22 protein-coding genes and 1 other RNA gene are annotated in these 23,436 nt (G+C 66.8%); 20 read left to right on the top strand and 3 right to left on the bottom strand.

Annotation, left to right across the window (positions count from 1 at the left end; genetic code table 11):
* Positions 1-173: 173 nt before the first annotated feature.
* Complete coding sequence (gene trxA, locus U5A56_RS08355; protein WP_006402348.1) at positions 174-500, bottom strand: thioredoxin TrxA; 327 nt, start codon at positions 498-500, stop codon at positions 174-176.
* 425 nt (positions 501-925) lie between these two features.
* On the opposite strand from trxA, the gene ffs reads away from it, so the two are divergent.
* The 10 genes from ffs to U5A56_RS08405 all read left to right on the top strand — a co-directional run bounded on the left by ffs (position 926) and on the right by U5A56_RS08405 (position 10,499).
* Positions 926-1,024, top strand: an RNA gene (gene ffs, locus U5A56_RS08360) — signal recognition particle sRNA small type.
* Between the two features lie 127 nt (positions 1,025-1,151).
* The gene (locus U5A56_RS08365; protein WP_321921827.1) at positions 1,152-3,527 is read left to right on the top strand and encodes a DNA polymerase III subunit gamma/tau; all 2,376 of its coding nucleotides are present in this window, start codon (positions 1,152-1,154) and stop codon (positions 3,525-3,527) included.
* A 94-nt stretch (positions 3,528-3,621) separates the two neighbouring features.
* Complete coding sequence (locus U5A56_RS08370; RefSeq protein WP_006755698.1) at positions 3,622-3,948, top strand: YbaB/EbfC family nucleoid-associated protein; 327 nt, start codon at positions 3,622-3,624, stop codon at positions 3,946-3,948.
* A 31-nt stretch (positions 3,949-3,979) separates the two neighbouring features.
* The gene (gene recR / locus U5A56_RS08375; RefSeq protein ID WP_044847271.1) at positions 3,980-4,576 is read left to right on the top strand and encodes a recombination mediator RecR; all 597 of its coding nucleotides are present in this window, start codon (positions 3,980-3,982) and stop codon (positions 4,574-4,576) included.
* A gap of 48 nt (positions 4,577-4,624) precedes the next feature.
* Positions 4,625-5,830: a CaiB/BaiF CoA transferase family protein gene (locus U5A56_RS08380; protein ID WP_044847272.1), complete on the top strand. Its 1,206-nt coding sequence runs from the start codon at positions 4,625-4,627 to the stop codon at positions 5,828-5,830.
* 217 nt (positions 5,831-6,047) lie between these two features.
* Positions 6,048-6,809: a 5'/3'-nucleotidase SurE gene (gene surE / locus U5A56_RS08385; RefSeq protein WP_124486298.1), complete on the top strand. Its 762-nt coding sequence runs from the start codon at positions 6,048-6,050 to the stop codon at positions 6,807-6,809.
* Positions 6,806-7,735, top strand: a complete 930-nt coding sequence (locus tag U5A56_RS08390; protein ID WP_321821709.1) for a protein-L-isoaspartate(D-aspartate) O-methyltransferase — start codon at positions 6,806-6,808, stop codon at positions 7,733-7,735. Before surE ends, U5A56_RS08390 begins: the two co-directional genes overlap by 4 nt.
* A 5-nt stretch (positions 7,736-7,740) precedes the next feature.
* Positions 7,741-8,622, top strand: a complete 882-nt coding sequence (locus U5A56_RS08395) for a peptidoglycan DD-metalloendopeptidase family protein (RefSeq protein WP_044848976.1) — start codon at positions 7,741-7,743, stop codon at positions 8,620-8,622.
* Positions 8,623-8,633: 11 nt separating this feature from the next.
* The gene (gene rpoS / locus U5A56_RS08400; protein ID WP_040144287.1) at positions 8,634-9,719 is read left to right on the top strand and encodes an RNA polymerase sigma factor RpoS; all 1,086 of its coding nucleotides are present in this window, start codon (positions 8,634-8,636) and stop codon (positions 9,717-9,719) included.
* 3 nt (positions 9,720-9,722) lie between these two features.
* A complete protein-coding gene (locus tag U5A56_RS08405; RefSeq protein ID WP_044848977.1) occupies positions 9,723-10,499 on the top strand; it encodes a 3'-5' exonuclease in 777 nt (258 codons plus the stop codon).
* Between the two features lie 27 nt (positions 10,500-10,526).
* On the opposite strand, the gene U5A56_RS08410 is transcribed toward U5A56_RS08405, so the two are convergent.
* Complete coding sequence (locus U5A56_RS08410) at positions 10,527-11,387, bottom strand: endonuclease/exonuclease/phosphatase family protein (protein WP_321921831.1); 861 nt, start codon at positions 11,385-11,387, stop codon at positions 10,527-10,529.
* A gap of 221 nt (positions 11,388-11,608) precedes the next feature.
* Here U5A56_RS08410 and rlmD point away from each other — a divergent pair, with 221 nt between their 5' ends.
* On the top strand, positions 11,609-13,006 hold the full coding sequence (gene rlmD, locus U5A56_RS08415; RefSeq protein ID WP_321921833.1) for a 23S rRNA (uracil(1939)-C(5))-methyltransferase RlmD: 1,398 nt from the start codon (positions 11,609-11,611) through the stop codon (positions 13,004-13,006).
* Positions 13,007-13,068: 62 nt separating this feature from the next.
* Here the strand turns inward: rlmD and U5A56_RS08420 are convergent, their stop codons facing one another.
* A complete protein-coding gene (locus tag U5A56_RS08420) occupies positions 13,069-13,767 on the bottom strand; it encodes a Bax inhibitor-1/YccA family protein (protein ID WP_321921835.1) in 699 nt (232 codons plus the stop codon).
* Between the two features lie 250 nt (positions 13,768-14,017).
* Between U5A56_RS08420 and ndk the strand changes: the two genes are divergently transcribed.
* From ndk to hfq, 9 genes are all read left to right on the top strand, one after another.
* Positions 14,018-14,443: a nucleoside-diphosphate kinase gene (gene ndk, locus U5A56_RS08425; RefSeq protein WP_006478674.1), complete on the top strand. Its 426-nt coding sequence runs from the start codon at positions 14,018-14,020 to the stop codon at positions 14,441-14,443.
* Positions 14,444-14,498: 55 nt separating this feature from the next.
* Positions 14,499-15,638: a 23S rRNA (adenine(2503)-C(2))-methyltransferase RlmN gene (gene rlmN / locus U5A56_RS08430; RefSeq protein WP_044848980.1), complete on the top strand. Its 1,140-nt coding sequence runs from the start codon at positions 14,499-14,501 to the stop codon at positions 15,636-15,638.
* A gap of 163 nt (positions 15,639-15,801) precedes the next feature.
* Positions 15,802-16,821 carry a helix-turn-helix domain-containing protein gene (locus U5A56_RS08435; protein WP_321921837.1) on the top strand — a complete coding sequence of 340 codons (1,020 nt, stop codon included), beginning with the start codon at positions 15,802-15,804 and terminating at the stop codon, positions 16,819-16,821.
* Positions 16,822-16,927: 106 nt separating this feature from the next.
* Complete coding sequence (gene ispG / locus U5A56_RS08440) at positions 16,928-18,232, top strand: flavodoxin-dependent (E)-4-hydroxy-3-methylbut-2-enyl-diphosphate synthase (protein ID WP_006483314.1); 1,305 nt, start codon at positions 16,928-16,930, stop codon at positions 18,230-18,232.
* 21 nt (positions 18,233-18,253) lie between these two features.
* The gene (hisS, locus tag U5A56_RS08445) at positions 18,254-19,594 is read left to right on the top strand and encodes a histidine--tRNA ligase (RefSeq protein WP_044848982.1); all 1,341 of its coding nucleotides are present in this window, start codon (positions 18,254-18,256) and stop codon (positions 19,592-19,594) included.
* Between the two features lie 55 nt (positions 19,595-19,649).
* Positions 19,650-20,279, top strand: coding sequence for a tetratricopeptide repeat protein (locus U5A56_RS08450; RefSeq protein WP_044848983.1), 630 nt, complete (start codon positions 19,650-19,652; stop codon positions 20,277-20,279).
* A gap of 40 nt (positions 20,280-20,319) precedes the next feature.
* Positions 20,320-21,465: an outer membrane protein assembly factor BamB gene (gene bamB / locus U5A56_RS08455; RefSeq protein WP_321921839.1), complete on the top strand. Its 1,146-nt coding sequence runs from the start codon at positions 20,320-20,322 to the stop codon at positions 21,463-21,465.
* A gap of 247 nt (positions 21,466-21,712) precedes the next feature.
* Positions 21,713-23,050, top strand: coding sequence for a ribosome biogenesis GTPase Der (der, locus tag U5A56_RS08460; RefSeq protein ID WP_044848985.1), 1,338 nt, complete (start codon positions 21,713-21,715; stop codon positions 23,048-23,050).
* A 141-nt stretch (positions 23,051-23,191) separates the two neighbouring features.
* Positions 23,192-23,431: an RNA chaperone Hfq gene (gene hfq, locus U5A56_RS08465; protein ID WP_006399927.1), complete on the top strand. Its 240-nt coding sequence runs from the start codon at positions 23,192-23,194 to the stop codon at positions 23,429-23,431.
* Positions 23,432-23,436 lie beyond the last annotated feature (5 nt).

Below are 23,436 nucleotides of genomic sequence, written 5' to 3' on the forward strand. Positions count from 1 at the left end.
GAAGCGACGAAAAGAAATAAGGGAGGAGGGGCGAGCGGAGGCGCTCTGAGACTTAATGCGTCTTGTAGACGTTTTTTGATTCTAGCATACGCCGATTCGCGCCTGAGCGGCCGATCGGCGGCTTGACGGCGGACGTGTTGTCGGTTGACAACACGTCCGCGGAACGGCCGGTATTACAGGTGGCTGTCCAGGAATGCGGTGAGTTGCGACTTCGACAGCGCACCGACCTTCTGTGCGGCGGCCGCGCCGTTCTTGAACAGGATCAGCGTCGGGATGCCGCGCACGCCGAATTTCGCAGGCGTTGCCTGGTTGTCGTCGACGTTGATCTTCGCGATCTGCAGCTTGTCGCCGTAGTCCTTCGCGACTTCGTCGAGGATCGGGGCGATCATCTTGCACGGGCCGCACCATTCGGCCCAGAAGTCGACGAGCACGGGCTTGTCGGATTTGACGACGTCCTGTTCGAACGATGCGTCGCTGATGTGTTTGATCTGTTCGCTCATTGGGTCAATACCTCTTACGGTTCGGGGACTGCCTGCTTGGCGCGTTGCGGCGCTCCGGCGGCCTGTCGGCTGCCGGCCGCTGCGGCAGGTCACTCCGCTCCCCGGAAGGAGGGGCGTAAGCGCTGCTTGGCGCGGCTCGCGGGTCGTTCGGGCGTCATATTAGCCTAAATTGCTATCTGCTGCGGGCGGCGATAGTAGCCGCTACGCGAGTAGGGGTACGACGCGCCGTTCGACCGTTGTGATCCGAACGTGGAGGCCGCCTCGCAAAATACAAGAGCCGCGGTCTCTATCGCGGAATCCGTCCACCTGTTCGCGCCTGTTCGCGCCGGATCGACGGGCCCGTACGCGCGCCGGTTCGCTCGATCGTGCGCATTGTTGCGAACAAACGGTCGCATTTGGCCGGAAGCGGTGATAGAATATGCCGTGACGGGCCTCCTCGCATGGTGGGGCGGTGAACCTGGTCAGGTCGGGAACGAAGCAGCCACAATCGTTTTCTGCCAGTGCCGAGGGTCGGGCTCGTCACCTTTCCTCTCGCCCCGTTCGCCGGGCGTTTTTTATTTCTGCGTCATTCTCCGTTTTACCTGCGTCTTGCTCGTTTTCCGCACCGTTTCGCGTGTCGGCGCGACGCAGCGTTACTGATACAATTTCCCGATGACCTATCAAGTTCTCGCACGCAAGTGGCGTCCGAAGGATTTCGCTTCGCTCGTCGGCCAGGAGCACGTCGTCAGGGCGCTCACGCACGCGCTCGACGGCGGGCGTCTCCATCACGCCTATCTGTTTACCGGAACCCGCGGCGTCGGCAAGACGACGCTGTCGCGGATCTTCGCGAAGGCGCTCAACTGTGAAACCGGCGTCACGTCGCAGCCGTGCGGCGTGTGCCGCGCGTGCCGCGAGATCGACGAAGGCCGCTTCGTTGACTACGTCGAAATGGATGCCGCGAGCAACCGCGGCGTCGACGAAATGGCCGCGCTGCTCGAGCGCGCGGTGTACGCGCCCGTCGATGCGCGCTTCAAGGTCTACATGATCGACGAAGTGCACATGCTGACGAACCACGCGTTCAACGCGATGCTGAAGACGCTCGAGGAGCCGCCGCCGCACGTCAAGTTCATCCTCGCGACCACCGATCCGCAAAAGATTCCCGTCACCGTGCTGTCGCGCTGCCTGCAGTTCAACCTGAAGCAGATGCCGGCCGGGCACATCGTGTCGCACCTCGAACGGATCCTCGGCGAAGAGCGGATCTCGTTCGAGCAGCAGGCGCTGCGTCTGCTCGCGCGCGCCGCGCAGGGCAGCATGCGCGATGCGCTGTCGCTGACCGACCAGGCGATCGCGTACTCGGCGAACGAAGTGACCGAATCGGCGGTGTCGGGCATGCTCGGCGCGCTCGACCAGACATACATGGTGCGCCTGCTCGATGCACTCGCGGCCGGCGCCGGCCCGGAGATCCTCGCGATCGCCGACGAGATGTCGCTGCGCAGCCTGTCCTTTTCCACCGCGCTGCAGGATCTCGCCAGCCTGCTGCACCGGATCGCCTGGGCGCAGTTCGCGCCGGGGTCGGTGCTCGACGAATGGCCGGAAGCGGCCGATCTGCGCCGCTTCGCGGAGACGCTGAGCCCCGAGCAGGTTCAGCTGTTCTATCAGATCGCGACGGTCGGGCGCGCGGAGCTCGGCCTTGCGCCGGACGAATACGCCGGCTTCACGATGACGTTGCTGCGGATGCTCGCGTTCGAGCCGGCCGTCGGCGCCGGCAGTGCGCCGGGCGGTCAGCCGGCCGTGCCGCGTGCCGTGCCTGCACCAGCATCCGCGCCGCGTGCGGCCGCTGCCGTTGCGTCGGCTGCGGCACCCAGGTCGTCGGCGCCGCAGCCGGCAGCCGTGGCGGCCGCACGTCCGCAAGCGGCTGCGCCCGCTGCGCGTCCGGCAGCGGTCCAGTCCGACGATGCGGCGATTGCGCCGGCAGTGAAGGCTGTTTCGACACCGGCATCTGAATCTGCATCCGCGGCAACATCGGCTGCGACCGCAGCGCCGGCCGCACCGCAGCCGCAAGCGATCCCGGCACCTCAGGCGGTACCGCCGAGCGATGCACCGCCGGCTGTCCGCAACGAACCTGAACCGCCGGTTGCCGCCGCCAAGCGCAACGACGAACCTGCGCTGCCTGCCGAACCGGCGCCGCGTGCTGCGCCGGCCGAACCCGCCGCGCGCCCGTCTGCCCGCGGCGGTGCGGCTGCCGCACTCGACGTGCTGCGCAACGCCGGCATGCGCGTGTCGTCCGACCGCGCGCGTGCGGGCGCCGCGCCCAAGCCGGCGGCGGCCCAGCCGGCCGCCGAAAAGCCGGCGGCATCGCGTCCTGCCGTGCAGGTACCGACGCCGCGCGCGCCGGCCCGCGCGCCGCAGGCTGCCGACACGCGCCAGGCCCCGCCGCCGTGGGAAGACATTCCGCCGGACGAATATGTGCCGCTCAGCGCCGACGAGATGTTCGGCGGTGCGGCGGACGACGGCTTCGTGCCCGTGTTCGACAGCGGCCCCGACGACGTGCGCATTGCGCCGAAGGCAGTGGAGTCCCGTCCGTCCGCACCGGTCGACACGCGCCCGCTGCCGCCCGCGATCGCGCTCGACCCGGTCGGCTTCGACGGCGAATGGCCGGCGCTGGCCGCGCGGTTGCCGCTGAAGGGCGTCGCGTATCAGCTTGCATTCAACAGCGAGCTGACGGCCGTCGACGCGACGACGTTGAAACTGTCCGTGCCGGTGCCGCAGTATGCGGACGCCGCTCAGGTCGCGAAACTGAAGGCGGCCCTGGCCGATGCGCTCGGCAAGGCCGTCGAGGTCGCGGTCGAGGTCGGGCCCGCGCGGCGCACCGCGGCGGCACTCGATGCGGCTGCACGTGCGGCACGCCAGCGCGAGGCAGAGCAGGACATCCATGGCGATCCGTTCGTCCAGCAGCTCGTGCGTGACTTCGGCGCGCGTATCGTCGAAGGCTCGGTGCGGCCGCTCGCCGATCCGGCGCCGGACGGCACGCCGCCGACGCTGCATTGAACGAATCGCACTGCGACAGGCACAATCACGCCCGCACACATTGACCGGCACGCGCCGCGTGCCGGTTTTCACACGATCAAGAAGGAGTATTCCCATGTTGAAAGGCAACCTCGCCGGACTGATGAAGCAAGCGCAGCAAATGCAGGAAAACATGAAGAAGATGCAGGAGCAGCTTGCGCAGATCGAAGTCGAAGGGCAGTCGGGTGCCGGCCTCGTCAAGGTGACGATGACCTGCCGCAACGAAGTGCGTCGCGTGGCGATCGACCCGAGCCTGCTCGCGGACGACAAGGACATGCTCGAGGATCTGGTCGCGGCCGCGTTCAACGATGCGGTGCGCAAGGCCGAAGCGACGTCGCAGGAAAAGATGAGCGGCATGACGTCGGGCCTGCCGCTGCCCCCGGGTTTCAAGCTGCCGTTCTGAGCGCAGCCTCCGTTCAGCTTTCAGCCGCCGTATGAAACAGCCGTCCGCCCTGTCCGCGCTCGTCGAAGCGTTGCGCGTATTGCCCGGCGTCGGGCCGAAATCCGCGCAACGCATGGCGTACCACCTGATGCAGCACGATCGGGAGGGCGCGGAACGGCTCGGCCGGTCGTTGCTGTTCGCGACCGAGCACCTGCAGCACTGCGAGAAGTGCAATACCTTCACGGAGGCGCAGATCTGCGAGGTGTGCAGCGACGAGGAGCGTGATCCGACGCTGCTGTGCGTCGTCGAGACGCCGGCCGACCAGATCATGCTCGAGCAGACGATGACGTACCGCGGGCTGTATTTCGTGCTGATGGGGCGGCTGAGCCCGCTCGACGGGATCGGCCCGAAGGAAATCCATTTCGACCGCCTCGTGCGGCGTGCGTCCGACGGTGTCGTCAAGGAGGTCGTGCTCGCGACCAACTTCACGAACGAGGGCGAAGCCACCGCGCACTACCTCGGCCAGACGCTGAAGGCGCGCGGGCTCGCGGTCACGCGCCTCGCGCGCGGCGTGCCGGTGGGCGGCGAACTCGAATACGTCGACGCGGGCACCATCGCCCGCGCGATGCTCGACCGCCGCACGATGTAAGCCGGGCGCCGCCGGCCGGCGGCGCCGTTCCTCATGCCAGGGAGACACATGAGCACCAGCCAGGGCCCGCTCGCGGGCGTCAAAGTGCTCGAATTCGGGACGCTGATCGCGGGGCCGTTCGCGTCGCGCCTCTTTGCCGAATTCGGCGCGGAAGTCATCAAGATCGAGGATCCGAACGGCGGCGACCCGCTGCGCAAGTGGCGCAAGCTGCATCCGGAGCAGGGCGGCACGTCGCTGTGGTGGTCGGTCCAGGCACGCAACAAGAAATCGGTCACCCTCAACCTGAAATCCGATGCCGGCAAGGCGATCGCGCGGCAACTCGCGCGCGAGGCCGACATCGTGATCGAAAACTTCCGCCCGGGCCTGCTCGAGAAGCTTGGGCTCGGCTACGACGTGCTGTCGGCCGACAACCCCGGGCTCGTGATGGTGCGCCTGTCCGGTTACGGGCAGACCGGCCCGTACCGCGACCGGCCCGGCTTCGGCGCGATCGCCGAATCGATGGGCGGCTTGCGCCACATCACCGGCTATCCCGATTTGCCGCCGCCGCGCATCGGCATCTCGATCGGCGACTCGATCGCCGCGCTGCACGGCGTGATCGGCGCGATGATGGCGCTCCACCACCGCAACGTGAACGGTGGCGCGGGGCAGGTGGTCGACGTTGCGCTGTACGAAGCGGTGTTCAACATGATGGAAAGCGTGGTGCCCGAGTACGGCGTGTACGGGATGGTGCGCGAGCGTACCGGCGCGTCGCTGCCGGGCATCGTGCCGTCGAACACCTACGCGTGCCGCGACGGCAGCATCGTGATCGGCGGCAACAGCGACCCGATCTTCAAGCGGCTGATGAAGGCGATCGAACGCGACGACCTCGCCGACGATCCCGCGCTCGCTCGCAACGACGGACGCGTGCCGCGCACGCAGGAGATCGACGACGCGATCGCCGCGTGGCTCGCGCCGCGCACGATCGACGACGCGCTGGCGGTGCTCAACGCGGCCGACGTGCCGGCCGGGCGCATCTACAGCGCCGCCGACATGTTCACCGATCCGCAGTTCATCGCGCGGCAGATGATCCAGCGTTTCAAGCTGGCCGACGGCACCGACATTCCGCTGCCGAACATCACGCCGAAGCTGTCCGGCACGCCGGGCGAAACACGCTGGCTCGGGCCGGAACTCGGCGAGCACACGGACGAGGTGCTGCACAGTCTCGGCTACGACGCGCAGGCGATCGCCGCGCTGCGCGAGGCCGGCGCGATCTGAGCGCCGCGCACTCGGCGCTGCGCGTCAGGTTTGCCGAACGGGCATCTCGTCACGGCGGCCCTTCGAGGGGAAAACCCGGGCGGCACCGCGTTTTCCCGAACCTGCAAACGCCGCCGCGCGATGCGACGGCGCACCGCGCGCGCGTCGTGCGTGCGGGCCTGTCCGCACCCGCCGGACTGTCGCTCTCGCGCCATCTTTCCTCGGTTACAATCGCCGGATGCGAATCCTACTCAGCAACGACGACGGCTATCTCGCCCCCGGTCTCGCCGCGCTCAGCGACGCGCTTCAGCCGCTTGCCGACCTCACGGTGATCGCGCCCGAGCAGAATTGCAGCGGCGCGTCGAATTCCCTGACGCTGTCGCGGCCGCTGTCGGTGCAGCGCGCGACGAATACGGGTTTCTTCTACGTGAACGGCACACCGACCGATTCGGTGCACGTCGCGCTGACCGGGATGGCCGACGCGCGGCCCGACCTCGTCGTGTCCGGGATCAACAACGGCCAGAACATGGGCGAAGACACGCTCTATTCAGGGACAGTTGCGGCCGCCACCGAAGGCATCATGTTCGGCGTGCCGGCCATCGCGTTTTCGCTGGCCGACAAGGGCTGGGCGCATCTGGCGGATGCGGCGCGCGTCGCCGCGGAAATCGTCGAGCACTTTCTCGCGCATCCGCTGCCCGGTCAGCCGCTGCTGAACGTCAATATTCCGAATCTGCCGTACGACGAACTGAAAGGCTGGCAGGTCACGCGCCTCGGCAAGCGTCACCCGTCCCAGCCGGTGATTCGCCAGACCGACCCGCGCGGCGAGCCGGTCTACTGGATCGGTGCCGCGGGTGCGGCGCTGGACGCGAGCGAAGGCACCGATTTCCACGCCGTCGCAAACGGTTTCGTCTCGATCACGCCGCTGCAGCTCGATCTCACGCATACGCAAATGCTGCCTGCAACGCGCGAATGGGCGCGCGCAGGAGGGCGTGCTTCATGAGCGGCGAGCGCGCGAAGCGGTTCCCGCTCGCGCTCGAAGATCTCAAGCGAGCGCCACGCAAATCGGACGGCCGGGCCGGTGAACGCCATGCGGCGAGCGCGGTGCCGAAGGCCGTCGACAAGCCCGCTGCCGTGCTGAAGCCGGTGGCGGTGAAGGCGGGCGTCGCGCGCACGGTGCCCGGTGCGGCCGCCGCGAAGCCGGCGAGCGCACCGAAGCCGACCGCGCTGAAGCCCGCGATGCCGAAGCCGGCGGCGCCGAGCGTCGCGCCGGCCGGTGCATTCGCGTTGACGTCGGAACGTGTGCGCGAGCGCATGGTCGAACGCCTGCGCGCGAACGGCGTGACCGACGCGCGCGTGCTGGATGCGATGGCCGCGGTGCCGCGCCACCTGTTCGTGGATCCCGGGCTCGCGACGCAGGCGTACGAGGATGCCGCGTTGCCTATCGGCCACCAGCAAACGATTTCAAAGCCGTCGGTCGTCGCGCGCATGATCGAGCTCGCGATGGCCGGCCGCACGCTCGAGCGCGTCCTCGAGATCGGCACCGGTTGCGGCTACCAGGCCGCGGTGCTGAGTCACGTGGCACGCGACGTGTATTCGATTGAACGCATCAAGCCGCTCTACGAGCGTGCGAAGCTGAACCTGCGGCCGCTGCGCGTGCCGAACATCCGTCTGCATTACGGCGACGGGCGTGTCGGCCTGCCGTCCGCGGGCCCGTTCGACGCGATCGTGATCGCGGCGGCGGGGCTCGACGTGCCGCAGGCGCTGCTCGAGCAGCTCGCGATCGGCGGGCGGCTCGTCGCGCCGGTCGGCGCGCAGAGCGGGCAGCCTCAGGTGCTCACGCTCGTCGAGCGCGTCGCGCACGCGCAATGGCGGGAGTCCCGGCTTGATCGCGTTTTCTTTGTCCCTTTAAAATCCGGAGTGATTTGAAACCGATGAGTATGTTGCGCGCGATGCAAAACAACCGAACCAGGGAACCGCTCACGTTCGCCCAGCGCGCGATCTGTGTGGCTGCGTTCTCCACGCTGCTGGCCGCCTGTGCGACGCGGCTCGACAACGCGCCCGTCGTCGACCGCTCCGGATCGCTCGGCACGACCGCCGCCGCGCAGCCCGCAGTGCCGCTCGGCCCGCCGCCGCCCGGCTTCTACCGTGTGAAACCGGGCGATACGCTGTACCGGATCGCGCTCGAGAACGGGCAGAACTATCGCGACATCGCCACCTGGAACAACCTGGCGAACCCGAATCAGATCGAAGTCGACCAGCTGCTGCGTGTCGCGCCGCCGGGCGGTGCCGCGCTTGCCGGCTCGCCGGCTGCCGCACCGATCACCGGCGCCGCCGTCGCGACCGCGCCGCTCAGCAGCGGTCCCGCGACGCCGGCCGCGGGCTCGTCGTCCGCGAGCACGCCGCCGGCTGCCGCCGCATCGAGCGACACGGCAGCCGCGCCGAGCGGCCCCGTGACGTTCGCATGGCCCGTGCGCGGTCCGGTGCTGAACGGTTTCGACGACGCGAAGAACAAGGGCGTCAATATCGGCGGCACGTCCGGCGAGGCCGTGAAGGCGGCGGCCGACGGCCGCGTCGTCTACTCGGGCAACGGCCTGCGTGGCTATGGCAACCTCATTATCATCAAACACGATGCAACTTACCTCACGGCGTATGCACACAATCGCGCTTTGATGGTAAAAGAGGGGGACGCGGTAACGAAGGGGCAGAAGATCGCCGAGATGGGTAATAGCGATGCCGACCGCGTGATGCTGCATTTCGAGGTTCGCCGGCAGGGTAAACCTGTCGATCCGCTGAAGTATTTGCCGCCTCAATAACCGAGACGACCATGCCGAAATCGAAGCGCCACGAGCCGCAAGCCGAATCTGAGAAGATCAGTCGTGCCACGCAAGCATCGGTGGAGCGAGCTGGCGCTTCGACGGACGACGAAGACGACGTCGCGGAAAACGAACGCGATCTCGAGGCACGCGACGCCGAAGCGGATGGCGACGACGAGCACGAAGGCCGGGCGGAAGCCGCGCCCGACGTCGACGATTTCCGCGCATTGCTGCAGGCCGAACTCACGGCCGACACGATCCAGCATTACCTGAACCGTATCAGCGTGAAGCCGCTCCTGACCGTCGAGGAGGAGCAGCGCTATTCGCGTCTTGCGAAGGCCGGCGAATTCGAGGCGCGGCAGGTGATGATCGAGCGCAACCTGCGTCTCGTCGTCAGTATCGCGAAGGGTTACCTGAACCGCGGCGTGCCGCTGCTCGACCTGATCGAGGAAGGCAACCTCGGCCTGATGCACGCGATCGAGAAATTCGATCCGACGCGTGGCTTTCGGTTCTCGACCTACGCGACGTGGTGGATCCGGCAGAGCATCGAACGGGCGATCATGAACCAGGCTCGCACCGTGCGTCTGCCCGTGCACGTGATCCGCGAACTGAACCAGGTGCTGCGCGCGAAGCGCCACCTCGAAAAGAATTCGATGTCGACGGGCGAGGCGGCCGAGCGCCGTGAAGCCAGCATCGACGACATCGCCTATCTCACCGGCAAGACCGCCGAGGAAGTCACCGACATCCTCGCGCTCAACGAGCACACCGCATCGCTCGACGCGCCGCTCGATCTCGATCCCGCGAGCAGCCTGCTCGACCTGCTGCCCGACGACCAGAGCCAGTCGCCCGACGCGGAGGTGCAGCACCGCGAACTCGAGACGCTCACGCGCGCATGGCTGTCGCGGCTGTCCGACAAGCATCGGCACGTGATCGAGCGCCGCTTCGGCCTGAACCACATCGAACCGGCCACGCTCGAGGAGCTGGCCGACGAGATGGGGCTCACGCGCGAGCGCGTGCGGCAGATCCAGCAGGAAGCGCTGGTGCGCCTCAAGCGGTTCTTTGCCTCCAACGGCGTGCGCAAGGACGCCGTTCTGTAACTGATGACACCGATTCTCGTTTTTGACATCGAGACCATTCCCGATGTCGACGGCATTCGCCGTCTTGAAGACCTGCCCGCGACACTGGACGATGCCGCGGTGGCCGAACATGCGTTCGCCGCGCGCCGCGAGAAGACCGGCAGCGATTTCCTGCCGCATCACCTGCAGCGCATCGCGGCGATCTCGTGCGTGTTCCGCGACAACAACGGTTTCCGCGTTCGGTCGTTGGGCACACCCCAGGACAATGAGGCGACGCTGGTCCAGTCGTTCTATCGCGTGATCGAGAAATACACGCCGCAGCTCGTGTCGTGGAACGGCGGCGGCTTCGATCTGCCGGTGCTCCATTACCGTGCGCTCGTACACGGGATCCCCGCGACGCGCTACTGGGATCTGGGCGAGGACGACCGCGAGTTCAAGTGGAACAACTACATCTCGCGTTATCACTCGCGGCACACCGACCTGATGGACGTGCTCGCGATGTATCAGGCGCGCGCGAATGCGCCGCTCGACGCGCTCGCGAAGCTGTGCGGCTTCCCGGGCAAGCTCGGAATGGACGGCAGCCAGGTGTGGCCGGCGTTCCAGGATGGCCGGATCGAGGAAATCCGCAACTATTGCGAAACGGACGTCGTCAATACCTACCTGCTGTATTGCCGGTTCCAGCTGATGCGCGGCGGCCTGACGCCGAGCGAATATGCGGACGAGATCCTGCTCGTGAAGAATTCGCTCGCGCAGGAGCCCGCGTCGCACTGGGCCGAATACCTGGCCGGTTTCGACGCGTGACGCGGGCGGCCCGCATGGCGGCCGCGATCAATTTCGATCGAGTTCGAGCACGACCGGCTGGTGGTCCGATTCGCGCGCGTCGCCGTCGATTTCGCAGCGCGTGACGCGCGGCAGCAGCGTATCGGTCACGAACACGAAGTCGCATGCGAGCGGCCCGTCGGACCATTGCGCCGTGTCGTAGACGCCGGCGGTCGGCGGCGGCGTGCGGCCCGGGTGCCGGGCGATCCACGCATCGACGAACGACGGTGCGTCGGCGATCGGCTCGAGCATGCGCCGGTACGCGTCGCTGCCGAACGCGCTGTTGAAGTCGCCGCAGAGGATGGCATCACGCGGCTGGACGGTCTCGCTGAACGGCCCCGTGGCATTTTCGGCCGGCGCAGGCTGGTCCGCATGCGCACACGCTTCGCGGTGCCGGGCGCGCAATGCGTCGACCTGCGCGAGTCGCTGGCGCGCCGAATAGAATTCCAGATGCGTCGTGACGACCCGCAGCCGACCCGACGGTAACACCAGTTCGACGTCGAGCGCGACGCGCGGCATGGAAGGCGCGTCGGCGTCTGCCGGCCACGGCAGCAATTGGCGCAGCACGCGCCCGATCGGCAGCCGGGTCGCGACCGCATTGCCGAACTGGCGGCGCGGTGCGCCGGGTTCGAGCGGCGGCAGGTCGGCGCCGACCGCTTCGACGATCGTATAACCGGGCAGCAACGCCGCCAGTTCGGCGAACTGGTCGGGGCCGGGCTGGCCGGGCAGTGCGCCGAAACCGCGCGTGACTTCCTGCAGGCACAGCACGTCGAAGTCGCCGAGCCGGCGAGCGGCGGCGATCGTGCGCGGCAGGTCGACGACGCCGTCCGCGTCCCGACCCCATTGGATGTTCCAGTCGATCAGTCGCATGGTCGAGTCTCCCGAATCTCCTGAGTCTGTTGCGAGCAGAACGTGTGCCGCCGGCTGATCTCGCGAGACGCCGCGCCTGCGGGCCGGCGGCCCGCAGGTCGTTTCCGCATGACGCGGCGCGGCAGAGGCGTCAGTATTGACGCTTGCGCCACGAAAGCGGGCGACGCGGGCTTTCGTCGTCTACAATCTCGCCTTCTTCAACGTTTTGTCAGGAAAAGCTGGTGTCCGAAGCCGTCCCCACTTCTGCGCGCAAATCGAAAAATGCGCCCGTCGCGCCCGGGCCTGCCCCGGTTCTCGAGATCGAATCGCTCGACATGGAAGCGCGCGGTGTCGGCCGCACGGCGACCGAGGACGGCACGCCGGGCAAGGTCATCTTCGTCGAGGGTGCGCTGCCCGGCGAGCGCGTGACCTATTCGAGCTACCGTCGCAAGCCGAGCTACGAGCAGGCGACCGTCGTCGACATTCTGCGCCCGAGCGTGCTGCGCACGCAGCCGAAGTGCGCATTCTTCGGCACCTGCGGCGGCTGCTCGATGCAGCACCTCGACATGCGCGCGCAGGTGGCGATCAAGCAGCGCGTGCTCGAGGACAACCTGTGGCACCTGTCGAAGCTGCGCGCCGAGACGATGTTCGCGCCGATCCACGGCCCGTCGTGGGGCTACCGGTACCGTGCGCGCCTGACCGTGCGCAACGTCGCGAAGAAGGGCGGCGTGCTGGTCGGGTTCCATGAAAAGAAGAGCAGCTATGTCGCCGACATGACGAGCTGCGAAGTGCTGCCGCCGCACGTGTCGGCGATGCTCGTGCCGCTGCGCCGGCTGGTCGAGGGGCTGTCGATCCGTGACCGGATGCCGCAGATCGAGCTCGCGGTCGGTTCGCAAGTCACGGCACTGGTGCTGCGCGTGCTGGAGCCGATCAATGCGGACGACGAAGCGCTGCTGCGCGCGTTCGCCGACGAGCACAAGGTGCAGTTCTGGCTGCAGCCGAAGGGCCCGGACACGGTGACGCCGTTCTATCCGCTCGACGTGCCGCTCGACTATACGCTGCCGGAGTTCGGCATCCGCATGCCGTTCAAGCCGACCGACTTCACGCAGGTCAACCATCAGATCAACCGCGTGCTGGTGGGGCGCGCGCTGCGCCTGCTCGCGCCGTCGCGTGACGATCGCGTGCTCGACCTGTTCTGCGGGATCGGCAACTTCACGCTGCCGCTCGCGCGGCTGTCGCGCGAGGTGATGGGCATCGAAGGCAGCGAGACGCTGACGACCCGCGCGCTCGCGAATGCGCGCGAGAACGGCGTCGACGGCCACACGACGTTCGCGTGCCGGAACCTGTTCGAGGTGACGGGCGACGACCTGCGTGCGCTCGGCGCCTTCGACAAGTTCCTGATCGACCCGCCGCGCGAAGGCGCGCTCGCGGTGTCGAAGGCGCTGGCCGAAATCGCGCAGAGCGGCGCAGGCCCGCTGCCGAAGCGCATCGTCTACGTGTCGTGCAACCCGTCGACGCTCGCACGCGACGCAGGCCTGCTCGTGCACGAGGCCGGCTACCGGCTGAAGGGCGCCGGCGTCGTGAACATGTTCCCGAATACGTCGCACGTCGAATCGATCGCGCTGTTCGAGCGCGACTGAGCGGGCGGCGGACGTAAAAAAACCGGCCCGACGGCCGGTTTTTTCATCGGGTACGGCGAACGTCAGTTGCGGTTGCCGCCGAAGATGCCGAGCAGCGCGAGCAGGTTCGTGAACACGTTGTACAGGTCGAGGTAGATCGCGAGCGTGGCCGAGATGTAGTTCGTCTCGCCGCCGTTCACGACGCGCTGGACGTCGAACAGCATGTAGGCCGAGAAGATCGCGATCGCGAGCACCGACACGGTGAGCATCAGCGCCGGCAGTTGCAGGAAGATGTTCGCGACCGACGCCAGCAGGATCACGATCACGCCCATGAACAGCCATTTGCCGAGCCCGGAGAAGTCGCGCTTGCTGACCGTGGCGATCGTCGCCATCGCGGCGAAGATGATGCCGGTGCCGCCGAACGCGAGCATGATCAGCGACGGGCCGTTCGAGAAGCCGAGGATGAAGCTCAGCAGGCGCGACAGCATCAGGCCCATGAAGAACGTGAAGCCGAGCAGCACGAACACGCCGGCCGCGCTGTTTTTCGTCCGCTCGATCGCGAACATGAAGCCGAACGCGATTGCGAAGAACGCGAGCAGGCTCATCATCGGGCTCGTGGCCGCGAACAGCGAGAATCCCGTCGCGACGCCGACCCATGCCCCCAGCACCGTCGGCACCATCGACAGCGCGAGCAGCCAGTACGTGTTCCGCAGCACGCGATTGCGAGCCTCCGCGGTGCTGACGGAGCCGCCGCGGCCGAAATTGTACGGATAGTCGTTCATGGTTTCTCCTAACATTGAACGCGTGGGCGTCCGGGGCCGGTTCGGCGCGCGCGGTGTGCGGCGCAGCAAACCGGAGCAGCTATGGCTAAGATACGTTCCGTGCCGCGAGGTTTCAATGCCGGGCGGCGCAAAAAACATATGGAATTGGAACCTTTCACTCGTGTAAGGGTTCAATCGCAATGATACACGGGATCGTGCTACAATAGCGGATTCATTTGAACCTGTAACTTCTTAATTTCTTGGAGTTTTTATGGCAATCGAGCGCACCCTGTCGATCATCAAGCCGGATGCGGTGGCAAAGAACGTGATCGGCCAGATCTACAGCCGTTTCGAAGGCGCCGGCCTGAAGATCGTCGCATCGCGCATGGCACACCTGTCGCGTGCGGACGCAGAGAAGTTCTACGCAGTTCACGCAGCACGTCCGTTCTTCAAGGACCTCGTCGATTTCATGATCTCGGGCCCGGTGATGATCCAGGTTCTGGAAGGTGAAGGCGCGATCCTGAAGAACCGCGACCTGATGGGCGCGACGGATCCGAAGAAGGCGGAAAAGGGCACGATCCGCGCCGACTTCGCCGACAGCATCGACGCGAACGCCGTGCACGGCTCGGACGCTGCCGAAACGGCTGCGGTCGAAATCGCGTTCTTCTTCCCGGAAATGAACGTCTACTCGCGCTAAGCCCTGGCTGGCAACAAGTAGGCAGGATTCAGCGCACGCGGCAAGGCAGCACATCATGACGAGCGAAACTTCCGTCAATCTTCTCGACTTCGATGCCGAGGGTCTTGTCGCGTACTGCGGCAGCCTCGGCGAGAAGCCGTTCCGCGCCAAGCAGTTGCAGCGCTGGATCCATCAGTACAACGCCGGCGATTTCGACGGCATGACCGATCTCGCGAAGTCCCTGAGAGAAAAGCTCAAGGGTCGCGCGTCGATCGTGATGCCCGATATCGTCAGCGATCACGTTTCCACCGACGGCACGCGCAAGTGGCTGATCGACGTCGGAAACGGCAATGCGGTCGAAACCGTTTTCATCCCGGAAGAGACGCGCGGCACGCTGTGCGTGTCGTCGCAGGCCGGGTGTGCGGTCAACTGCCGCTTCTGCTCGACGGGCAAGCAGGGCTTCTCCCGCAACCTGTCGACAGCCGAAATCATCGGTCAGCTCCGGATGGCCGAGTTTGCGCTGCGTGCGTCGCTGGGTCGCGCACCCGGTCCGAACGGCAAGGCCGAACGGGTCGTCACCAACGTGGTGATGATGGGCATGGGCGAGCCGCTGCTGAATTACAGCGCGGTCGTGCCCGCGATGCGGCTGATGCTCGACGATAACGCGTACGGCCTGTCGCGCCGCCGCGTCACGTTGTCGACGTCCGGCGTGGTGCCGATGATGGACCGCCTCGGCGCCGAATTGCCGGTCGCGCTCGCCGTTTCGCTGCACGCGCCGAACGATGCGCTGCGCGACGAACTGGTGCCGCTCAACAAGAAGCATCCGCTTCGCGAGCTGATGGCCGCGTGCCAGCGCTATCTGAAGGTCGCACCGCGCGACTTCATTACTTTCGAATACTGCATGCTCGACGGCGTCAACGACACCGAAGCGCATGCGCGCGAACTGCTGGCCGTCACGCGTGACGTCCCCTGCAAGTTCAACCTGATCCCGTTCAATCCGTTTCCGGAATCGGGCCTCATCCGCTCGAAGCCGGAGCAGATCAAGCGCTTTGCACAGGTCCTCATCGACGCGGGTGTCGTCACGACCGTGCGCAAGACGCGCGGCGACGACATCGACGCCGCGTGCGGCCAGCTGGCCGGCGCCGTGAAGGACCGCACGCGCCTGGCGGAGCGAACGGGCGCAGCAGCAAAAATCATCGAAGTTCGGGCGATCTGACGGGGACGCCTGGTCGGGGCCGCATGGGTGCGGATGCCTGGACTTCTTGCGGTACAACACGCGAATAGCGATCGGTCGCGGCGCCTCGGCGCCGCGCATGATGTGGACAGTTGCGGGAGCCGGCGGCGCCCGCCAGTGAAGAAGAATCGACGCGAGGACAAGGATGAGTGAGCCGCAGCCGACCAACGGCGCAGAGACGAATGCCGCGAAGCCGGCACCGGCGGGGCTTGAAACGCTGGCGGCCGTCGGCAGCCGGCTGGCGCAGCTCCGGGAGGCGAAGGGCTGGACGGTCGACGACGTGTCGGCGCGGCTCAAGGTCGCTCCGCAGAAGCTGCGTGCGCTGGAGGCCGGCGACATCAGTCATTTGCCCGGCGTGACGTTCGCGCTCGGCGTCGTGCGCAGCTACGCGAAGATGCTCGGCGTCGATCCGGAGCCGTTCGCCCATGCATTGCGCCGCGAGCGTGGCGTGCAGGAAGTCGATCTGTCGATGCCCGCGTCGTCGGGGACGGATCTGCCGCGCGGCCGCGTGTCGATTCCGCTTGGCGGGTCGTCGCACCATCATCCGTGGCTGTGGGGGACGGCGATCGTCGTCGTCGCGGTGATCGCGGTACTCATGTGGCACACTGGCGGCGATTCGTCGAGCTGGCTCGCGCGCTTCAAGGGCGGCGCCACGGAACACGCATCGGCGGCCAGCGCGCCGGCGGCGTCCTCCGTCGAAGCGGCAGCCGCGGGCGGCGCGTCGGCGGCAGCCGTCAACGAAGCCCCGGCGCAGGTTGCGGCATCCGCCGTGGCGCCGCAGGCCGTTGCGTCGGCTGCTCCGGCTCCGGCTCCGGCCCCGACGGCCGCCGTGCCCGCGTCGCAACCGGTCGTCGCGCCGGCCGCGGCGAGCAGCGCGGCCGTGCCGGCCCAGCCCGCGAGCGTCGCGGTCGCGGCAGGCCAGTCGACGGTCGAACTGAAGGTCAAGCAGGATTGCTGGTTCAGCGTGCGCGACAAGAGCGGCAAGGAACTGTTCTCGGCGCTGGTGCGGGCCGGCGAGACGAAGCAGGTCGCCGGCGACGGTCCGTTCAAGGTCACGATCGGCAACAAGGCAGGCCTTGATACGGTCGCGTTCGACGGAAAGCCGGTCGATCCGGCAAAATATTCGGCAGCGCGGGGTAACGTGGCGCGGTTCACGCTGCCCTGACGTCAAGCGCCGTGGCGCAGGCCTGTCCTGGACAGGCTGCGAGGGCACGGCGCTTTTTCAATTCATGCGCCGCCTCGCGGCGCATTCCGCGTAAATGGATCTATCGATGCAATCCGAAGCTCAATCCCCACGCAGCAGTCAGATTTGTTCAACCGAGCCGGTGTTCGGCGGGCATCAGCCGCGTCGCGTGTCGCATGCGGTGGATGTTCGTTGGGGCGGGCAGCTCGTGACGATCGGCGGTGATGCGCCGGTGCGCGTGCAGTCGATGACGAATACCGACACGGCCGACGCGATCGGCACGGCGATCCAGATCAAGGAACTCGCGAACGCGGGCTCCGAACTGGTGCGCATCACGGTCAATACGCCGGAGGCCGCGGCCGCCGTGCCGGCGATCCGCGAGCAGCTCGACCGGATGGGCGTGACCGTGCCGCTCGTCGGCGATTTCCACTACAACGGCCACCTGCTGCTGCGCGACTACCCGGGCTGCGCGGAGTCGCTGTCGAAGTACCGGATCAACCCGGGCAACGTCGGCCAGGGCGCGAAGCGCGACACGCAGTTCGCGCAGATGATCGAAGCCGCGGCGAAGTACGACAAGCCGGTGCGGATCGGCGTGAACTGGGGCAGCCTCGACCAGGATCTGCTCGCGCGCATGATGGACGAGAACGGCGCGCGCGCGCAGCCGTGGGATGCGCAGAGCGTGATGTACGAAGCGCTGATCCAGTCGGCGATCGGCTCGGCCGAGCGCGCGGTCGAGCTGGGCCTCGGCCGCGATCGCATCGTGCTGTCGTGCAAGGTCAGCGGCGTGCAGGACCTGATCGCCGTGTACCGCGAACTCGGCCGCCGCTGCGGCTTCGCGCTGCATCTCGGGCTGACCGAGGCCGGCATGGGCTCGAAGGGCATCGTCGCGTCGACGGCCGCGCTCGGCGTGCTGCTGCAGGAAGGGATCGGCGACACGATCCGCATTTCGCTGACGCCGGAACCGGGCGCGTCGCGCACGGGCGAAGTGATCGTCGGCCAGGAAATCCTGCAGACGATGGGCCTGCGCTCGTTCGCCCCGATGGTGATCGCGTGCCCGGGTTGCGGACGCACCACGAGCACGCTGTTCCAGGAACTCGCGATGCAGATCCAGACCTACCTGCGCGAGCAGATGCCGGTCTGGCGCAAGGAATATCCGGGCGTCGAGAAGATGAACGTCGCGGTGATGGGCTGCATCGTCAACGGCCCGGGCGAATCGAAGCACGCGAACATCGGCATCAGCCTGCCGGGTTCGGGCGAGAACCCGGCCGCGCCCGTCTTCATCGACGGCGAGAAGGTCAAGACGCTGCGCGGCGAGCGGATCGCCGAGGAATTCCAGCAGATCGTCAGCGACTACGTCGCACGCAATTACGGCCGTACCGAGGCCCTGAACTAAATTCGTCCACACACACGAACGATGACTGAACAGAAACGCAAGATCGAGAAGCTCACCGGCGTCAAGGGCATGAACGACATCCTCCCGCAGGATGCCGGCCTCTGGGAGTTCTTCGAAGCTACCGTGAAATCGCTGCTGCGCGCGTACGGCTACCAGAACATCCGCACGCCGATCGTCGAACACACGCAGCTCTTCACGCGCGGCATCGGCGAAGTCACGGACATCGTCGAGAAGGAGATGTACAGCTTCACCGATGCGCTGAACGGCGAGAACCTGACGATGCGCCCGGAGAACACCGCGGCGGTCGTGCGCGCGTCGATCGAGCACAACATGCTGTACGACGGCCCGAAGCGCCTGTGGTACATCGGCCCGATGTTCCGTCACGAGCGTCCGCAGCGCGGCCGCTACCGCCAGTTCCACCAGGTCGGCGTCGAGGCGCTCGGCTTCGCGGGCCCGGATGCGGATGCCGAGATCATCATGATGTGCCAGCGCCTGTGGGACGACCTCGGCCTGACCGGCATCAAGCTCGAGATCAACTCGCTCGGCCTCGCCGAAGAGCGTGCCGCGCACCGCGTCGAACTGATCAAGTATCTCGAGCAGTTCGCCGACGTGCTGGATGAGGACGCGAAGCGTCGCCTGTATACGAACCCGCTGCGCGTGCTCGACACGAAGAACCCGGCGCTGCAGGAAATCGCGCAGAACGCGCCGAAGCTGATCGACTTCCTCGGCGACGAGTCGCGTGCCCACTTCGAAGGGCTGCAGCGCCTGCTGCTCGCGAACAACATCCCGTTCAAGATCAACCCGCGTCTCGTGCGCGGCCTCGACTACTACAACCTGACCGTGTTCGAGTGGGTGACCGACAAGCTCGGCGCGCAGGGCACGGTCGCGGCCGGCGGCCGCTACGATCCGCTGATCGAGCAGCTCGGCGGCAAGCCGACCGCCGCGTGCGGCTGGGCGATGGGCATCGAGCGCATTCTCGAACTGCTGAAGGAAGAGGATCTCGCGCCCGAGCAGGAAGGTGTCGACGTGTACGTGGTGCACCAGGGCGAGACGGCGCGCGAACAGGCGTTCATCGCGGCCGAGCGTCTGCGCGATACGGGCCTCGACGTGATTTTCCACTGCAGCGCCGACGGCGGCCCGGCAAGCTTCAAGTCGCAGATGAAACGGGCCGATGCGAGCGGTGCCGCGTTCGCGGTGATCTTCGGCGAAGAAGAGGTCGCGAACGGCACGGTGGGCGTGAAAGCGCTGCGCGGCGCGGGCGAGGACGGGGAAAAGAACGTTCAGCAGACCGTACCGGTCGAAAGCTTGACCGAATTCCTAATCAATGCGATGGTTGCATCCGCCGAAGACGGCGACGACTGATCGCGCTGGCATTCGCTCGACAAGAAAAGCCTGAAATGGAAGGAATCGCTCGCCGATGAGTTATCACGACGAACAAGAATCGATTGAAAGTCTGAAGGCGTGGTGGGCCCGCTGGGGCAACCTCACGACGTGGATCGTGCTCGCGGCGCTCGTCGTCGCGGCCGGTTTCAACGGCTGGAACTACTGGCAGCGCCGTCAGGCCGCCGAGGCTTCCGGGTTGTACGAGCAGGTGCAGAAGGCCGCCGCCGCGAACGACAAGGCGACGATGGCCCGTGCGGCCGCCGACATGGAAGACAAGTTCGGCAGCACGCCGTATGCGCAGATGACCGCGCTCACGGCCGCGAAGACGTTGTACGCGGCCGGCGATGCCGCCGGCGCGAAGGCGCAGCTGCAATGGGCCGCCGATCACGCCAAGGACGACGAGTACAAGCAGATCGCGAAGCTGCGTCTCGCGTCGCTGCTGCTCGACGAGAAGGCGTACGACGCGGGCCTCGCGCTGCTGTCCGGCACGCCGGTGGATGCATTCAAGGGCCTCGTGGCCGATCGCCGCGGCGATCTGCTCGCGGCGCAAGGCAAGACCGACGATGCGCGCGCCGCGTACAAGCTCGCGCTCGCCGGCCTGTCGCAGGACGACCAGTCCGCGCGCCAGCTCGTGCAGTTCAAGCTCGATGCGCTCGGCGGCTGATCGCGGCCCCCTCAACCTCTTAACTCTGCTTCGCTAACCGATGAATTTGCTGAAACGTTACGCTGTGCCCGTAGCCTGCGCGGCGGCTGTCCTGGCATTGGCGGCCTGCTCGTCGTCGAAGGACGCGCGCCGCGTGCCGACGCCGCTCACCGAGTTCAAGCCCGTCTTGGACGTGCAACAGGTCTGGAAGGCGAGCGTCGGCAAGGGCGGGCGCTACCTGTTCTCGCCGGTGGCCGTGGGCGACGCCGTCTACGCGGCGGGCGAGAACGGTTCGGTCGAGAAGATCGACGCGAAGACGGGCCAGACGCTGTGGCGCTTGAAGGTCGGTTCGGACCTGTCGGCCGGGGTCGGCAGCGACGGCAACCTGACCGCCGTCGGCGCGCTCAAGGGCGGTGTGTTCGTGCTCGGCCCGGACGGCAAGCAGCTGTGGAAGACGAGCGTGCAGGGCGAGATCTTCTCGCCGCCGCTGGTCGGCAACGGCCTCGTGATCGTGCGCACGATCGACGGTCAGGTGATCGCGTTCAACGGGCAGACGGGCGAGCAGAAGTGGAACTACCGCAACCGCGCGGTGCCGCTGAACCTGCGCGTGTCGGCCGGCATGACGTTCGCGGGCGATGCGGCCGTGCTGGCGGGCTTCCCCGGCGGCGGTCTGGTCGCGATCAACCTGCAGACGGGCGAGCCGTTCTGGCAGACGCCCGTGTCGTTCCCGAAGGGCGTGACCGAAGTCGAGCGCATCAACGACGTCAGCGGTCCGCCGACGCTCGTCGGTGCCCAGGCGTGCGCGGTCACGTTCCAGGGCCAGCTCGGCTGCTTCGACGCGAACTCGGGCCGTCCGCTGTGGGAAAAGGCGTTCTCGAGCCGCAGCGGTCTCGCGCAGGATGATTCGGTCGTCGCCGGCGGCGACGACTGGTCGGTCGTGACGGCCTACGACGCGGCGAGCGGCAACCCGCTCTGGCGCAACGACAAGCTGAAGAGCCGCGACGTCGGCGTGCCGTACCTGCTCGGCCATGCGGTCGTGATGGGCGACTACAAGGGCTTCGTGCACTTCCTGTCGCGCGAGGACGGCAGCTTCATCGCCCGGATGAAGACGGACGGTAGCGCGATTACCGCGGCGCCGGTCCTGGCGGGCAATACGCTCGTCGTGCAGACCAAGGACGGTGGCCTGTACGGATTCCGTCCGCGCTGACGCGCACGCAACAGGCGCAATCGCGGCGCGGCGGGCCTGTCCCGCGCGCTGCGGTCGCGCGACATGAAGGCGGCCGGTGTCCCCGGCCGCTCGGTATTTGAAAGGCAGTTCGCAACGAAAGACGACGGCGCGCACCGCGCGCCCGGCGCGCGCATCCGGCGCGGCGCGAATTCGTGATATTTTCATTCAGCGCAGCCGCCCGCAGCAGCGGGCCTCCCGCTGCTGCGCATCACCGTAGAAAACACAGATGAAACCGGTCATTGCCCTCGTTGGGCGCCCCAATGTGGGGAAATCCACGCTGTTCAACCGGCTCACGCGCTCGCGCGATGCGCTGGTCGCCGACTTGCCGGGCCTGACGCGCGATCGCCATTACGGCGAAGGGCGCGTCGGCGCACGGCCGTACCTGGTCGTCGATACCGGCGGCTTCGAGCCCGTCGCGAAGGACGGCATCCTGCACGAGATGGCGCGCCAGACGCGGCAGGCCGTCGAGGAAGCGGACGTCGTCGTGTTCATCGTCGACGGTCGTAACGGGCTCGCGCCGCAGGACAAGTCGATCGCCGACTACCTGCGCAAGACCGGCCGGCCGATCTTCCTGGTCGTCAACAAGGCCGAGGGGATGAAGTACACGGCGGTCGCGACCGACTTCTACGAGCTCGGCCTCGGCGATCCGCGCGCGATCTCGGCCGCGCACGGCGACGGCGTGACCGACATGATCAACGAGGCGCTGGAAGTCGCGTACGCGGGCCAGCCCGAGGAAGCGGACGAGGACGACCCGTCGCGCGGCATCAAGATCGCGATCGTCGGCCGCCCGAACGTCGGCAAGTCGACGCTCGTGAACGCGCTGATCGGCGAGGACCGCGTGATCGCGTTCGACATGCCGGGCACGACGCGCGATTCGATCTACGTCGACTTCGAGCGTAACGGCAAGAAATACACGCTGATCGATACCGCGGGCCTGCGACGCCGGGGCAAGGTGTTCGAGGCGATCGAGAAGTTCTCGGTCGTGAAGACGCTGCAGTCGATCTCCGACGCGAACGTCGTCATTCTTCTGCTGGATGCGCAGCAGGACATTTCCGACCAGGACGCGCACATCGCCGGCTTCGTCGTCGAGCAGGGCCGCGCGCTCGTGATCGGCGTCAACAAGTGGGACGGTCTCGACGACCACGCGCGCGATCGCGCGAAAGCGGATTTGACCCGCAAGCTGAAATTCCTCGACTTCGCGAAGTCGCACTACATTTCGGCCGCCAAGAAGACCGGCATCGGCGCGCTGATGCGCTCGGTCGACGACGCGTACGCGGCGGCGATGGCGAAGCTGCCGACGCCGAAGCTCACGCGCGCGCTGATCGAGGCCGTCGAGTTCCAGCAGCCGCGTCGTCGCGGCCCGGTGCGTCCGAAGCTGCGCTACGCGCACCAGGGCGGCCAGAATCCGCCGCTGATCGTCATCCACGGCAACGCGCTCGACGCGGTGACGGAAACCTACAAGCGTTACCTCGAAAACCGATTCCGCGAAACTTTCTCACTGACCGGGACTCCATTGCGCATAGAGTTCCGTTCGTCGAACAACCCGTACGCGGACAAGGGCTGAAGCAGGTCCTGCAAGGGATAGGCCGCATGGCCTACGCCCGGGCGGGGCAGGCAAAATCAGCTATAGTGTAGCGATTGGCGCCGGATCTCTTTTTCTTCGTCGCCAATCCAGATCAACCTGCAAAAAAAGATGGAGTACGCCATGAGCAACAAAGGGCAATTGTTACAAGACCCGTTTTTGAACGCACTGCGCAAAGAGCACGTTCCCGTTTCGATCTATCTCGTCAACGGCATCAAGCTGCAAGGGAACATTGAATCGTTCGACCAGTACGTCGTGTTGCTCCGTAATACGGTGACCCAGATGGTCTACAAGCACGCCATCTCGACGGTCGTGCCGGCGCGCCCGGTGAATTTCCACCCGGACGCGGAAGCCTCGTCCTAACCCAT

The organism is Burkholderia sp. BCC1998, from assembly GCF_905339875.1.
Lineage (GTDB): Bacteria > Pseudomonadota > Gammaproteobacteria > Burkholderiales > Burkholderiaceae > Burkholderia.